The sequence below is a fragment of the Halostagnicola alkaliphila genome (assembly GCF_055379965.1).
The window spans coordinates 668,831-682,414 of the sequence record NZ_AP043826.1 but is presented as its reverse complement, the minus strand read 5'-3'; the positions used below and the strand labels follow the sequence as shown (position 1 = coordinate 682,414).

At 61.3% G+C, this 13,584-nt stretch carries 11 protein-coding genes; 6 read left to right on the top strand and 5 right to left on the bottom strand.

The genetic code is table 11. From position 1 onward, the window contains the following. Positions 1-65 precede the first annotated feature (65 nt). Together ACZ5C7_RS08480 and ACZ5C7_RS08475 are read right to left on the bottom strand one after the other, a co-directional pair. Positions 66-3,731: a DNA polymerase II large subunit gene (locus ACZ5C7_RS08480; RefSeq protein WP_464375901.1), complete on the bottom strand. Its 3,666-nt coding sequence runs from the start codon at positions 3,729-3,731 to the stop codon at positions 66-68. Position 3,732: 1 nt separating this feature from the next. Further along, positions 3,733-4,152, bottom strand: a complete 420-nt coding sequence (locus tag ACZ5C7_RS08475; protein ID WP_464375900.1) for a PPC domain-containing DNA-binding protein — start codon at positions 4,150-4,152, stop codon at positions 3,733-3,735. Between the two features lie 312 nt (positions 4,153-4,464). Here ACZ5C7_RS08475 and ACZ5C7_RS08470 point away from each other — a divergent pair, with 312 nt between their 5' ends. The 5 genes from ACZ5C7_RS08470 to ACZ5C7_RS08450 all read left to right on the top strand — a co-directional run bounded on the left by ACZ5C7_RS08470 (position 4,465) and on the right by ACZ5C7_RS08450 (position 10,941). Then, entirely contained in the window at positions 4,465-6,135 is a 1,671-nt protein-coding gene (locus tag ACZ5C7_RS08470; RefSeq protein ID WP_464375899.1) for an ABC transporter substrate-binding protein, read from the top strand. A gap of 88 nt (positions 6,136-6,223) precedes the next feature. Beyond that, positions 6,224-7,222: an ABC transporter permease gene (locus tag ACZ5C7_RS08465; RefSeq protein WP_464375898.1), complete on the top strand. Its 999-nt coding sequence runs from the start codon at positions 6,224-6,226 to the stop codon at positions 7,220-7,222. Between the two features lie 2 nt (positions 7,223-7,224). Continuing rightward, complete coding sequence (locus ACZ5C7_RS08460; RefSeq protein WP_464375897.1) at positions 7,225-8,220, top strand: ABC transporter permease; 996 nt, start codon at positions 7,225-7,227, stop codon at positions 8,218-8,220. A gap of 2 nt (positions 8,221-8,222) precedes the next feature. After that, complete coding sequence (locus ACZ5C7_RS08455; RefSeq protein ID WP_464375896.1) at positions 8,223-9,344, top strand: ABC transporter ATP-binding protein; 1,122 nt, start codon at positions 8,223-8,225, stop codon at positions 9,342-9,344. After that, positions 9,337-10,941 (top strand): ABC transporter ATP-binding protein, encoded by a 1,605-nt coding sequence (locus ACZ5C7_RS08450; protein WP_464375895.1) that lies wholly within the window; start codon positions 9,337-9,339, stop codon positions 10,939-10,941. Before ACZ5C7_RS08455 ends, ACZ5C7_RS08450 begins: the two co-directional genes overlap by 8 nt. A gap of 162 nt (positions 10,942-11,103) precedes the next feature. On the opposite strand, the gene ACZ5C7_RS08445 is transcribed toward ACZ5C7_RS08450, so the two are convergent. Together ACZ5C7_RS08445 and ACZ5C7_RS08440 are read right to left on the bottom strand one after the other, a co-directional pair. Then, on the bottom strand, positions 11,104-11,382 hold the full coding sequence (locus ACZ5C7_RS08445) for a hypothetical protein (RefSeq protein WP_464375894.1): 279 nt from the start codon (positions 11,380-11,382) through the stop codon (positions 11,104-11,106). Between the two features lie 81 nt (positions 11,383-11,463). After that, entirely contained in the window at positions 11,464-11,961 is a 498-nt protein-coding gene (locus ACZ5C7_RS08440; RefSeq protein WP_464375893.1) for a hypothetical protein, read from the bottom strand. 220 nt (positions 11,962-12,181) lie between these two features. Between ACZ5C7_RS08440 and ACZ5C7_RS08435 the strand changes: the two genes are divergently transcribed. Next, positions 12,182-13,078, top strand: a complete 897-nt coding sequence (locus ACZ5C7_RS08435) for an EamA family transporter (protein ID WP_464375892.1) — start codon at positions 12,182-12,184, stop codon at positions 13,076-13,078. A gap of 70 nt (positions 13,079-13,148) precedes the next feature. Here ACZ5C7_RS08435 and ACZ5C7_RS08430 read toward each other — a convergent pair whose 3' ends face one another. After that, positions 13,149-13,577 carry a universal stress protein gene (locus ACZ5C7_RS08430; RefSeq protein WP_464375891.1) on the bottom strand — a complete coding sequence of 143 codons (429 nt, stop codon included), beginning with the start codon at positions 13,575-13,577 and terminating at the stop codon, positions 13,149-13,151. Between the last annotated feature and the right edge of the window lie 7 nt (positions 13,578-13,584).

Genomic DNA, 13,584 nt, shown 5'->3' with positions numbered 1-13,584 from the left:
GGGCTACCCGTCTACACGAAACTGCATAAAGGGACAGCGGTGGTTTCCAGTTTCCAAACGGTGGCTCACATAAAGTCCTCAATACCTGATTGCTTGTTCTTATCGTTCTCGAAAATACTCTCGAGAGCCTTCTCGAGCACCTCTAAGCGCTGTTTCGTGTATGGTCGACAGTCGTACTCCTCGGCGACTTCGATCGCGGTTTGCATGTACTTGTTCACCGATCCCTGGTGGACGGTGAGGTTGACGCGACCGCCACACTCCCGACAGGTCTCGGTCAGGGGCATCCGTCGGAACTTCTCGCCGCAGTCGAGACACCGCGTCTCCTGGCGCGAAAAGGCACGCAAGTTACCGATCAGGTCCGGCAGGAAGTGGTACTCGATGACCCGTTCTGCGACATCCGTTTCGTCGACGGCCTCGAGTTTTCGCGAGAGCTCGAGTTGGGCGTCCATCTTGTCCATCATCGATCCCAGCGTCTTGTACGCCGAGAGGTCGGGGCCCATCGCGATGTCGGTCGTGTCGTGAGTGTGGGAAAAGCCGGTGTACTCCTGATCCGTCCCGAGGGTCTCTTCGGCGATCTGGACGTCCACTTCTCCCGGATCGGCCATCTCGAGGGTCGCCTCGTAGAACTCCCGAGGATATTGTGAGACGATATCGATGTTGTGGGCTTCGTCGTCGATCTCGGAGGGGTCGATCCTCGAGGACATGACCAAGGGAGCATCCATCTTCCCCCCTCTCTGATCTGGCAGAAAACTCATACTAAAGTTCAATAGACCGTCCATGAGAAGCATCACGCAATCTTCGTCACCGTCGCAGTTGCGGCGTTTCGCGGCGTGGAAGTACGGATGCGCGTATCCGACAGCCGCACTCGTGAAACCAATTACTCTTCCGACAGTTGCCGCGCTCGTGTGGGGTGCCATCCCGAAGACGAGTTCGCCCACCAGTTCCTCGCGTTCCTCGAGTTCGTAAAAGGGCTCGAGACCGTAGTACTGCTCGAGTAGATCGTCGATGAAGCCGGCCGTTTTGAGCATGTGTTCGGCCGCGCCGTCCGAGAGGACGATATCCTGAACCTTGAGCTCGACGAGCTGATCCTCGTGGACGAGCGGGTCGTCGTGAATGTCCTCCTCGTAGCCGAGGGCCTGCAGCTGGCCGACGTTGACGTCGAGTTCGCTCGCGCGAACCGACGTGATCGGCAGGTCGGTCATGTCGTAGCGGACGGTGCCGTCTTTGAACGAGGAGACGCCGTGTTTCGCCCGGAGGACCCCCTTTTCCATGGGTTCGGGAATCTTGTTCGCGGAGGTCAGCCCCTTGACGCCTTTGAGAATGTCGAAGGCGTTCTCGCGTTCGCCGACCGACTCGAGGGCGTTTCGGTACTCCTCGTGGAGGTTGACCGCCCGATTTTCGACGCAGGTGGCCTCGGTTTCGCAGTGATCGCACTCGATGCGACCGGCTTCGTCGGGTTCGATCGCCGAGTCACAGGAGGGACAGCGATAATCGGGTTCGGTTCGGGAACCGCACTCCGGACAGCGATTCTTGAACGTCTCCGTGTCGCACGTCTCGCAGTAGTGACGACCGATCTGGACCTCGACGACGCCGGGCGTATCGGACATCGTTTCGGCGTGTTTGCCAGCTTTGGCGATGTCGCGCTGTGCGCCGCCGGCTTCGGCGATCGGAAACAGCGTGTGGACCGCGGGGCTGAGGTCGCGACTTTCGGATTTTTCGGGTCGACCCATCCGGTTGCCGATCCGGGTCGGCGCGCGTTCCCGGACGCTAAAGGGCGCAATCTCGTTGACCGCTTCGATCGCGTTCTCGCCGGAGTAGGTCCCGCCCTCCTCCGCTTTCTCCTCGTCAGCGGCTTCCGTCTCGTCGCCAGCCTCCGTACCGTCGCTCGAAGAGTCACTATCGTCGGAGCTCTCTCCGTCATCAGCGGAGCGTCCCCAGGTTCGCGCTCGTTCCGAGAGATCGTCGCCAGTCCACGTCCGCTCGAGCTCTCCGTCGTCGTTCCGAGTAACGCCGAGCGTCCTGGCTAGCGGAATCCAGTCGTCGACCTCGAGTCGGCCCTCCCGCTGGCGGTGTTCGATGACGATCGTTTCGAGGGCGTCTCGAACCGCTTCGGTTCGTTCGAGAACGAGCGTCTCGCCGGCGCTCTCGAGTCGACCGTTCGAGACGGCCTCGGCGAGCGCACAAAAGCCGTCGACGGACAGGTCGTGCCAGAGGTAGGTGTAGTCGGGGTGAAGCGGCGCGTCGTACTCGAGCGCCCACTCGAGGACCTTCTCCGCGGGCGGGTGCTCCGCGTCGATTCGCGGATCGTCGAGGAGCGCTTGGGTGTCGGCCCCGGCGTCGTCCATATCCTGAATCCACCACTCGTAGACGTAGGAGGCGGGAGCGAGCGGGTGGTTGTTTTCGACGAACTCGCCGTAGTTGACGAGGTACTCGCCCGTATCGAGGATTTCCTCGACGCCGTTTCTGATCTCGAGCGCCTCTTCGGGGTCGTCGATCTTTCGAACGTCGCCGTTGGCGAGTTTGACAGTCGGCCCTTCGATCGAGTCGACGGGAACGACGCCGTGGGCTTTCCCCGGCCGTTCGGTTTTGATCTGCGTTCCGGTGGCGAGGAAGTCATCGACCAGGTGCATCGTCGCCGGGTGAACACCGCCGGTTGCGAAGCCGTGATTTCGCGAGCGACCGTAGCGCAGTCGAAAGCCGCCTTCGGCGCTAGGGTGTGAGAAAACGGGCCGTCCGGCGATCAAGTCCCGGAGGAACTTCTTCGAGGGATCCGGTCGAACCGGTCCCTCGACGTCGGGCGTCGGTTCGGCCTCGTCAGTTGCGGCTTCGGAATTATCGCCGTCGTCGGCCGCCGACTCGTCCGACGCTTCGTCTCCGCCGGCGTCATCGCCGTCGTAGTTCCCGTCGATGAGATCCTGGAGCCACGGCCAATCGATCTCCTCGAGCTGAGACGTATACCGCTGAATTTTCGGTGCCTTCAGCGCGATTCCTTCGGCGAGCACGAGACACATACCGCCGCGGGCGGAGTTGGTGTCGACCCGCTCGAGATCGCGGAATCCGGAGACCTCCTCGTCGCCGGTCGCCTCGCCGTCTAACATGATCGGGAGGTGGTTCGCGATGAACTTCGTCTCCGGATCCTTCGGGGTGTACTGGAGCCCGGTCTCCTTGTCGTACAGTGAAATTTCCTCGGCGTACCGTTCGACTTCCTCGGTGCGTGCGTCGTACTGGTCGATACCGACGAGTGCGCGGGTGTAATCGCCGACGAGAACCGAAAGCGCCTGTGCAGTGCCACCGGCGGAGCGGATCGGGCCGGCGTAGTAGACGTTGACGAACTCCGTGCCGTCGTCGTTCGTGAGGAGTTCTACTTTGTCGATGCCCTCGATGGGGGCGGCGACGACGCCTTCGGTCAGCAAGGCGACGGCGGTTCGGACCGCGCCTTCGATCTTGCCCGCTTTCGTCTCGTAATCGCCGACGGTTCCTTCGGCGAAGTCCTTCGCGAGTTCCAGCGCCGCCTCTTCGCGGCTCATCTGGCCCTCGAGTTCGCGGACGCGCTCGGCGACCCCGTCGATGCCGAGGATGTTTTCGACGCGGTCCGCCATGTCCTTTGCGACCGGAATTTCGACTTCGGGCTCGGGGTCCCCGCCGCGTCCCTTGGCGGTTTCTGCGACGTCGAACGCCTCGTCGAGTTGCGATTCCAGCCGCGAGAAATACTGCCGGTCTTCCTCGCGCATCTCAGAGCCAGAGGTCGAGATCAGTCGTCTCGTCGTGCTCGCGCTCCAAATCGTTCTCGAAGACGCGCATGTACACTTCGCCAGCCCAGACGGTCGCTTCGTTGAGGTGACCTGAAATCGTCTCGCCGTCGGCGTCCGAGAGGACGACGTGCGTGTGCGCGAAGCGGTCGCCGTTGAGCCAGGAGACGTTTCCGACGCAGCTCGCAACCTCGAGCGGTTCGTCCGCGTCGATCGAGTAGTACTCGAGGTCGTCCTGATCGTAGAACGCGAGTTCGGCGTCCTGGACGGCACCGAGTGCGGTAAACCAGGCCGCACCCGCGTCGACGTCGGCCGCGAGCGACTCGATCTCGCGTCGCCAGTCTGCGCCCGTCTCGAGGCGGGCGACGTACTCGTCCGTGGTTTCGACGGCTCGATAGTCCATACGAACGTACAGTGTTCGGAAGGTGAAAAAGGTCATCGGTTGCTCGCAAATTCGGTCTCGGGGGATGAACGGCCGGTCCGGGACAAACGAATCGACGTGAGACGTATCGCGACGGCGGAGCGGCTGAACGACCATACCGTCGAGATAATCGAGAGGATGTACACAGATGTTCATTATCATAATCAGCCGCGTAAAATGGTGAAAATGAGACATTGATGTATGTATCATATCGTTAGAATATCTGAACATCACGTTGGATATCCGCGCCCTACCAAAACATATATAGGGAAATATTGCACCATTTACGCTAGAATGGCGAAAAAGCTATCAGACCTTTCGCGGCGGCGGGTGCTCGCCTCCGGTGTTGCAGCTTCTGCTGCGGCGTTCGCGGGGTGTATCGGTGGAAACGGTGACGACGACGGGGACGGTGAAATTCTCGATCCCGAAGACTACGACTACGAGCGAGAAGAGCCGGACGACCCGGACGCCGTACGAGACAGCACGATGACCTACACGCAGGAACTCGAGCGGGCCGAGGACTTCGATCCGGTCGTCTCGAACGACGCCTACAGCATGCAGATCGCGATGCTGATCTACGACGGGCTCTACGAGTACGATTACGAACTGGAACTACAGCCGAAAGTCGCCGTTGACTTCCCGGACGTCGAAAACGACGGAACGCGCTACCTCTACGAGATCCACGACGGAATCGAGTTCCACGACGGAACCGAACTGACGGCGTCGGATGTCGCTCACTCGTTCCGCGCGCCCGTCGAAGAGGAGACGCCGAATATCTCCTCTTACGACATGGTCGAGGATATCGAGGTAATCGACGACCTCCAACTGCAAGTCGATCTCCAGCATCCGTACGGCCCGTGGGAGACGATGAGTCAAGCGGTCGAAATCGTCCCCGAGGACACGCGGACCGACGACCGAGACGAGTTCAACACGAACCCGGTCGGCTCCGGGCCGTTCATGTGGAGCGACTTCGAGTACAACGAGTACGTCGAACTCGAGCGCAACGACGACTACTGGGACGAGCCCGAACCGCTCATGGAAGCGATCCGGTTCGAGGACAACGTCGACGACCCGGGCCGCGTCAGCGATATGCTGAGCGGCGGAACCGACGCGATCGGGGATATTCCGAACGACGACTGGGGCAACTTAGAGGACGATGACGACGTTCGCGTCCACGTTTCCGAAAGTCCGTCCGTCACCTACGTCTATTTCAACTGTAACGAGGGAGCGGGGACGGCCATTCCGGAAGTTCGACGGGCGATCGCACACTCGTTCTCGATGACGGACTACGTCGAGACGTACCTCAACAATTCGGCGATGCCGATCGTGACGCCGACATCGCCCATCTCGAACGAGCTGTGGGACTTCCCGCTCGACGAATGGGAAGAGGCGTATCCGGAATACGATCCGGATCTCGCCCAGGAGTTGCTCGACGAGCACGCGCCGGACGACTGGAATCCGACGTTCCTCGCACCGGACGACGAGCGAGCGACGCTCGCAGAGCGCGTCGCCTCGCGGCTCGACGAAATCGGCTACGACATGGAGGTCCAGACGCGACAGTTCAGCCAGATGCTCGAAGAGACGATCTACAGCGACGGCGATCCTGACGATTACGAAGCGTACATCGTCGGTTGGACGGGCGGTCCGGATCCGGACTACTACCTGTACCCCAACTTCCACGAGAGCCAGGAGAGTACCAATCAGGGGCACTTCTACGAAGGTCAGGGCGACTTCCACGACAAGATCCTCGAAGCGCGCGAATCCGCCGACCAAGAGGAGCGAGAACAGCTCTACATCGAACTCATCGACGAGGTTCTCGAGGAGTTACCGGCACTGCCCGCTTACACCGAACACAACTCGATGGCCACTGCGGAGTACGTCAAGGACATGCACGTCCACCCGCAGATGCAGTACAACCCGAACATCGTCTCGGACGGCAGTAACGTCTGGGTCGACGACGACTGATCGACACACCGACGCTGAGCCGCGACTAATTTCGAGGGATATTTAGCTATCGTTCCACGAAAAAATTGCACACACATACACACTTTCGATGAGATTACTTCGATACACGATCTACCGACTCGTTCAATCGATCCCCGTTCTGATCGGGATTACGCTTATTACGTTTATTCTTGCGAATCTCGCCCCTGGAGATCCGGTGCAGTTGATGCTCCACGGACAGGAAGTCGACGAGGAACTCGTCAGAACGGTCGAAGAACGATACGGCCTCGATCAACCGCTCCACGAGCGGTATCTCAACTACATGGCCGGACTGGTACAGGGCGATTTCGGACACAGTATTCACCGCGACCGACCGGTACGCGATCTGATGCTCGACCGAATCGGACCGACCCTCTTGCTCGTTCTCTCGGCGTACGTGTTCGCGATAGTCACGTCGATTCCGCTCGGTATTTTGGCCGCCAAACGGCGGAACGAACCTGCAGACCACATTTCGCGAATCGTCGCGCTGTTCGGGGTCAGCACGCCGTCGTTCTGGATCGGCATCATGCTGATCGTGATCTTCTCGGTCACGCTCGGCGTGCTTCCCTCGAGCGGGCTGGTCTATCCGTGGCGGACGCCCGCCGATACGAGCTTCCTCGGGTATCTAACTCACTTCTACGACGTTCTTCGGCACCTCCTATTGCCGATGATCGCCCTCGGCACGCTCCAGATGGCGACGCTAATGCGAGTCGAACGGACACAGATGATCAACTCGTTACAGGGAGAGTACGTCAAGCTCGCGCGGGCCTACGGCGTTCCGGAGCGAACGATTCTTCGCAAACACGCCTTCCAGGTCGCACAGTTGCCGATCATCACCATTATCGGCCTCAATCTCTCGACGGCACTCGGCGGCGCCGTCCTGATCGAATACGTGTTTAACATCAACGGAATGGGCCGACTGTTGATCGAGGCAATTCAGGAACTAGATTATCAACTTATTATGGGAATCACGATCGTGATCGGGTTCATCTTCGTGATCGGCGTCATCATCACTGACATTTCCTACGCCTACATCGATCCGCGAGTGACCTACGGGGAGGAAGAATAATCATGTCCGTCGAATCACAAAGCGAAGTCAGCGGCGATTCGGGTGGCGGTGCCGAGAACCAGTACGGATGGCGGTACACGATCTCGAAAGTATTGGAAGACACGACCGCGCGATGGGGGCTGTACGTCGTCTGTGTGGTCCTGTTCATCTCCGCGTACACGGCGATCGACAGCAATCTTTCTGTCATCACGTTCGGGCGGGTGTCCGACTTTACGTTTGCGGAAGCGCTCCCGCTTCTCGAGGATCCCGAACGGATCCCGCCGCCGGGAGAGACGGACGGCAACCAGCCGCCGGTGTTCCACGCCGACGGCTCGATAGCCCACCCGCTCGGAACCGACCCCGACGGACGAGATTATCTCAGCCGTATCGTCTACGGGGCGCAAGTGTCCGTCAGCGTCGGGATTTTCTCGACGCTCATCGGCCTGCTCGGCGGGACGATCATCGGCGCAGTCGCCGGTTACTACGGCGGCATCGTCGACGACATCCTGATGCGATCCGTCGAAATCGTCTACGCCATCCCACCGCTGGTCCTCATCATCGTCTTTACGGTGTTGATCAGCGGCGGAAGCCCGGACATCCAGTTCGCCATCGTCGGGGTGGGGATCGCGTTCATACCGGTGTTCGCCAGAATCATCCGGAGCGAAGTGTTGAGCGTCCGCGAAATGGATTACATCGAAGCGGCCCGCGCCTCCGGCGTAAAGGATCGAAACATCATCCTCAGACACATCATCCCGAACAGTTTCGCGCCCGTCATGGTGTATGCGACCCTGCAGATTGGCGTGACGATCCTGATCGTCGCGGGGCTCTCCTTCCTCGGATACGGAGCCCAACCGCCGACGCCGGACTGGGGCGAGATGCTCCGGGTGTCTCACGGCCACATGCTCTCGAACATCTGGCTCTCGATCTGGCCGGGGCTCGCGATTCTAATCACGATTATGGGATTCAACCTCCTCGGCGACGGCATCCAGGACGCGCTCGATCCCCAAATTGACGACTAACAATGACTGAACCACTCCTACGCGTCGAAAATCTCAAGACGCAGTTCTTCACGGAAACAGGCACAGTGCGCGCGGTAGACGGAATATCGTTCGAAGTCAACGAGGGCGAAATCGTCGGGCTAGTCGGCGAAAGCGGGGCCGGTAAGAGCGTCGCCTCGATGAGCCTGATGCGACTGATCGACAGCCCGGGCGAAATCGTCGGCGGGGAAATTACCTACAACGGCGAGACGATCTTCGGCCTCGAGGAGGGCCCCGACGGAGAACTCCGCGAGCGAGAAGATATGCTCTCACCCGAACGGATGCGCCGAGAGATCCGCGGCAACGAAATCGCGGTCATCTTTCAGGATCCGATGGAGTCGCTGAACCCGGTGTTCACCGTCGGCGGACAGCTTCGGGAGTTCATCGAACTCAATCGCGACCTCGAGGGGGCGGCGGCCAAGGAGGAAGCGATCGAAATGCTCCGAGAGGTCGGAATTCCCGATCCGGAAGAGCGCTACGAGGAGTACCCACACCAGTTCTCCGGCGGGATGCGCCAGCGGGTGCTCATCGCGATGGCGCTGGCCTGCGAACCGAACCTGATCATCGCCGACGAGCCGACGACGGCCCTCGACGTCACCGTCGAAGGCCAGATCCTGGATCTCGTCGACGACCTACAGGAGAAGTACGGCACGAGCTTCATCTGGGTCACCCACGACCTCGGCGTCGTCGCCGAGATCTGCGACCGAGTGAACGTCATGTACCTCGGCGAAATCGTCGAGCAAGCGCCCGTCGACGAGCTCTTTTACGAAACCAGTCACCCCTACACTAACGCGCTGTTGAACTCGATGCCCCGACCCGATCGAACGGTCCAAGAGCTCGAGCCGATCGAGGGCATGATGCCGGAGGCGATCAACCCGCCGTCGGGCTGTCGATTCCACCCGCGCTGTCCCGACGCGAAGGAAGTCTGTACTCGCGTCCACCCGGACCCGAAGGTCGTCGACACCGTCGACGGCGATCCGCACCGGTCGGCCTGTCTCAAGCGCGACGCCTTCGACGTCGGCTACGACGAGAGCCCGCCGATCGACGCCGAACCGGACGTGGTTGCGGCCGCCGGAAGCGGTGTCGGAGGTGAGGACGATGAGTGATTCGGTCGGAAGTCAGGACGCACCACCCCAGGAGGAAGAACGCATCGAGATGGGCGAGACGGTGCTCGAGGTCGACAGCTTGAAAAAACACTTCGGTTCGGATTCCGGACTGCTCGCGGGACTGGAGTTCGACCCTGGATCGTTCCCGCCGTTTAGCACCGGAACGGATCAGGTCAAGGCCGTCGACGACGTCTCGTTCGATATCGAGAAGGGGGAAACGCTCGGTCTCGTCGGCGAATCCGGCTGCGGGAAGAGTACGCTCGGACGGACCATACTCCGTCTGCTCGAGCCGACCGACGGGAGCATCGAGTTCAAGGGAGAGGATCTCGCGGAACTGAGCGGGGAGCGCCTCCGCCAGAAGCGCTCGGAGATCCAGATGATCTTTCAGGACCCTCAATCGTCGCTCGATCCCCGGATGAAAGTCGGGCAGATCGTCGAAGAACCGATGAAGGCACACGGCATGCCGGAGTCGGATCCCGAGGTCGAAACGACGGCCGAAGTCGAAGCGATCGAACTATCGGAACCGGTCGAGGTCGAGGTTGCCGACGATATCGACATGGTGATCGATCCGGAGAACGAGGTTGCGACCGTCCCGGTTCGGGTGACTCGAGGCGCGGACGGCGAGATTACCGCGAGCGTCTCGGATCAGCTGGAGGCGAACGTTGCGATGTCGGAAGACGGGACGATTCGCGTCGACGTCTCCGTCGCGGCGTCGAAGGAGACGCTTCGACGGGATCGCGCCGAATTCTTACTCGACAAGGTCGGGCTCGACTCCAATCACTACAATCGGTATCCACACGAGTTCTCCGGCGGCCAGCGCCAGCGGGTCAACTTGGCTCGAGCGCTGTCGGTCGATCCCGACTTCATCGTCTGCGACGAGCCGGTTTCGGCGCTCGACGTTTCGATTCAGGCGCAGGTGTTGAACACGATGGAGGAGCTACAGGAGGAGTTCGGCCTGACCTACCTCTTTATCGCCCACGACCTCTCGGTGATTCGCCACATTTCCGATCGCGTGGCGGTGATGTACCTCGGACACATCGTCGAACTCGCCGACAAGACGGAATTGTTCGAGAATCCACAGCACCCCTACACGGAGGCGCTCCTCGAGTCGATCCCCGTCCCCGATCCGCGAGACGAGGGGGCTCGAGGGGTCCTCGAGGGAGAGGTACCGAGCCCGATCGATCCGCCGTCGGGCTGTCGGTTCCGGACGCGGTGTCCGAAGCTGATCGCGCCCGAGTCCTACGAGTTCGCCGAGCGAGAGTGGGAGGCGACGCGGGCGTTCATGCGCGCGGTCAAGCGTCGGACGTTCGAACCGGCACACGAGTCGGAGATCCGCGAGCGGTTCTTCGGAGACGTTTCTCCGAGAGGCGACGCGGGCGAAATCGTCGACGAAGCGATCCGACTCGTCGCGACGGGACGAGGAGATCAGGACGAACTCGAACCGGAGGAGACTCGAGAAGCGTGGACCGAGGCGACCGAACTGCTGCTCGAGAGCTTCGCCGAGGGGAGCATCTGCGCACAGGAGCGTCCGAGCTACGAGTTCGAGTCCGAACACGGCGAGGGAACGCACTTCGCCGCCTGTCACCTCCACCGGTAATGGCTTGAGGTGCAATCACGACCGCCTCTTCGAGGAGTTTCGTGGATAGCAGACCTCGCTGACGATTCGTGGATATCCGACTCCTAGTCGAAACGATACCGACGGGACACGACTCGAGAAGAGTAGTGAGATCGTGGAAAACGCACGACCTGCCGCGACGTTCTACAGCGATCGACGATAGCCACACATCGGACAGTGTAACGCCCCGTCCGTGACGAGGAGGTTGACTCGACCACAGCGCCCGCAGGGTCCGCTCACCGTAACGTCCGCTTCGCGGGCGACGGCTCGAACCGTGTTCTGGAGCTGGGTGAGCCGTCGTTCCGTCGCCTCGAGGCGTTCCGTGACCTGCTCGAGTTGGGCGCGGTGGACGCGGTCACCCGTTCGCTCGCGTTGTCGCTCTTGGGGGTAGGTTTCTCGAGGGGTCATCGGGTCATCGGACACAGTACGTCGCCACGGAATAAAACCGTGCTGTGAAGTGCTCTCGATCGAGAAAATCGGTGGCGACTGATAGTCACGAGGACCTCAGTCGAGCGTGATCGTCGTCGTATCGCTCGGATCGCGTTCCCCCTGCGTCGCGACGAACACGCGAATTTCGTGTTCGCCCGGCTCGGGACGGACCGATTCGTGTCGGCCGCGAGTGTACTCGAGTCGACCGTTCCAGACGAACGAAACGCGTTTTCGTTCGCCGCCCCGGAATCGGAACACCGAGGGGGACGACCGGGTGTAAAGCCGTTCGTCTGACGCCTCGAGGAAGCCGTCGACGCTCCAGCCCCAGCGGCGTCGGCTCGGGGTCTCGAGTTCGATCGGAACCGGAAGCCGGTTCTTGAACTCGGCGGTGACTTCGACTGGGTCGCCGCGTTCGTAGACGTCCCGGTCGGTCGAGACGGAAACGACGACCGCCCGCCTGGCGAGCGCTGACGGAACGAACGGGGAAAGGTATCTCGAGAGGGAGTACCGCGAGGAATCGACGCCGTACTCGTCGGTGTCACGATCCCGGCCTCGGTGACGGCGGCTCACCATCGGCCGAACGTCGGCGACCGACGAATAAAGAATTGCTCATTGTTCCCCAGAACGAGTCAGCGACCGGCGCTCGCCACCATGGCCGCTCTCGAAGGGGAACACTAATTCGACTCGTCTCCCCAGCCTTGCACGATGGATCGAATCGAAGGGCGAGGCGGCCGTACGAAGGTGTGGCCGGCCACGACGGGACGCGATCACCGATGACGGGGCACGGTCCGCTATGACGGCTGGTACCCCCGAGGCCGTCGCCCTCGCAGTGCTCACCGCGCTGTTCTGGGGGTTTTCCCCCATTTTCGATAAACGAGGGATGGCCGCGGGCGGGGATTCGGTTCAGGCATCGCTGGTTGTCGTCCTCGTCGACTCGACGATCTACTGGCTCGTCATCGCCGCGGTCTACGGCCGAGACGCGTTCTCGGGGCTCACGCTCGAGATCGCGGCCGTCTTCGTCTTCGCGGGCGTCGTCGGAACCGGGATCGGTCGAATCGCGATCTTCGTCGGCGTCGACAGAGTCGGTGCGAGTCTCAACAGCGCGATATTGAGCACGCGACCGCTGTTCGCGACGGTCATCGCCCTCTTCGCCCTCGAGGAGCCGTTCGGCCCGATAACCGGCCTCGGGATCGTCGTGATCGTGATTGGACTTTCCGTGCTCACGACCGCCAGGGGCGGCGACCTGGCGGGCTGGCAACCGCGGGACCTCCTGTGGCCGCTGCTGGCTGCGATGACGTTCGCCGTGGCCAACGTCGCCCGCCGGTACGGCATGCTCGAGAGTCCGATATCGGCGCTCGAGGCGGTAGCGATAAACGAGACCGCGGGGTTGGTCGCACTCGTCGCGTTCGCGATCGCCACGAATCGGCGGAAAATCCTCTCGCGGCCGCGGGAGAGCTACACCTATTTCGTCGGTGCCGGGCTCCTGACGAGCGTCGCGATGTTGTCGTTGATGGCCGCGCTGGGACTCGAAGCGGGCCGAATCGCCATCGTGGATCCGCTCGTCGCGACCGCTCCGTTTTTCACCCTCGTGTTCGCGGCCGTGTTGCTTCGGGATCTCGAGCGGGTGACGAGAGGCGTCGTCGTCGGTGCCGGACTGATCGTCGTGGGCGCGGTGATGGTGACGATTTGATCGGCCGTGTCGGATTTCAGAACGCAACGTGCCAATGACTGCACCGGCTCCTAACCCAATCACGAGCAGATTACGACGTAATTACGGTGACCGGTCCGTCGAACTCGAGAATGATCGACTGCGCGACATCGCCGAAAATCGCCTTCCCGGCCGGCGATCGTTGCTTTCCGCTCACGAAGATGTGATCGCACTCTTCTTCCGTCGCAATATCCAGGACGTCGCCGGGAATCCGTCCGACGACCTCTCGAACCGTGTACGGAATCTCCGAACCGAAGATCGTATCCGCGAGTTCCGCCGCGTCCTCTCGTCTGGTCCGTTTTATCTCCTCGAGGGTTCGATCGGGTCTGGCCTGGCGTTGGAGCTCGTTCTGAACTCGATCGCTATCTATCGAGACGCAGACGAGCACCTCCTTTGTAGTTCCCCTGACGTGATCCGCCGCCGTCTCGAGGAGGGGCTGGTCGAGTTCGTTTCCGGTTTGAACGATCAGGACGTTCTCCATAGTACAC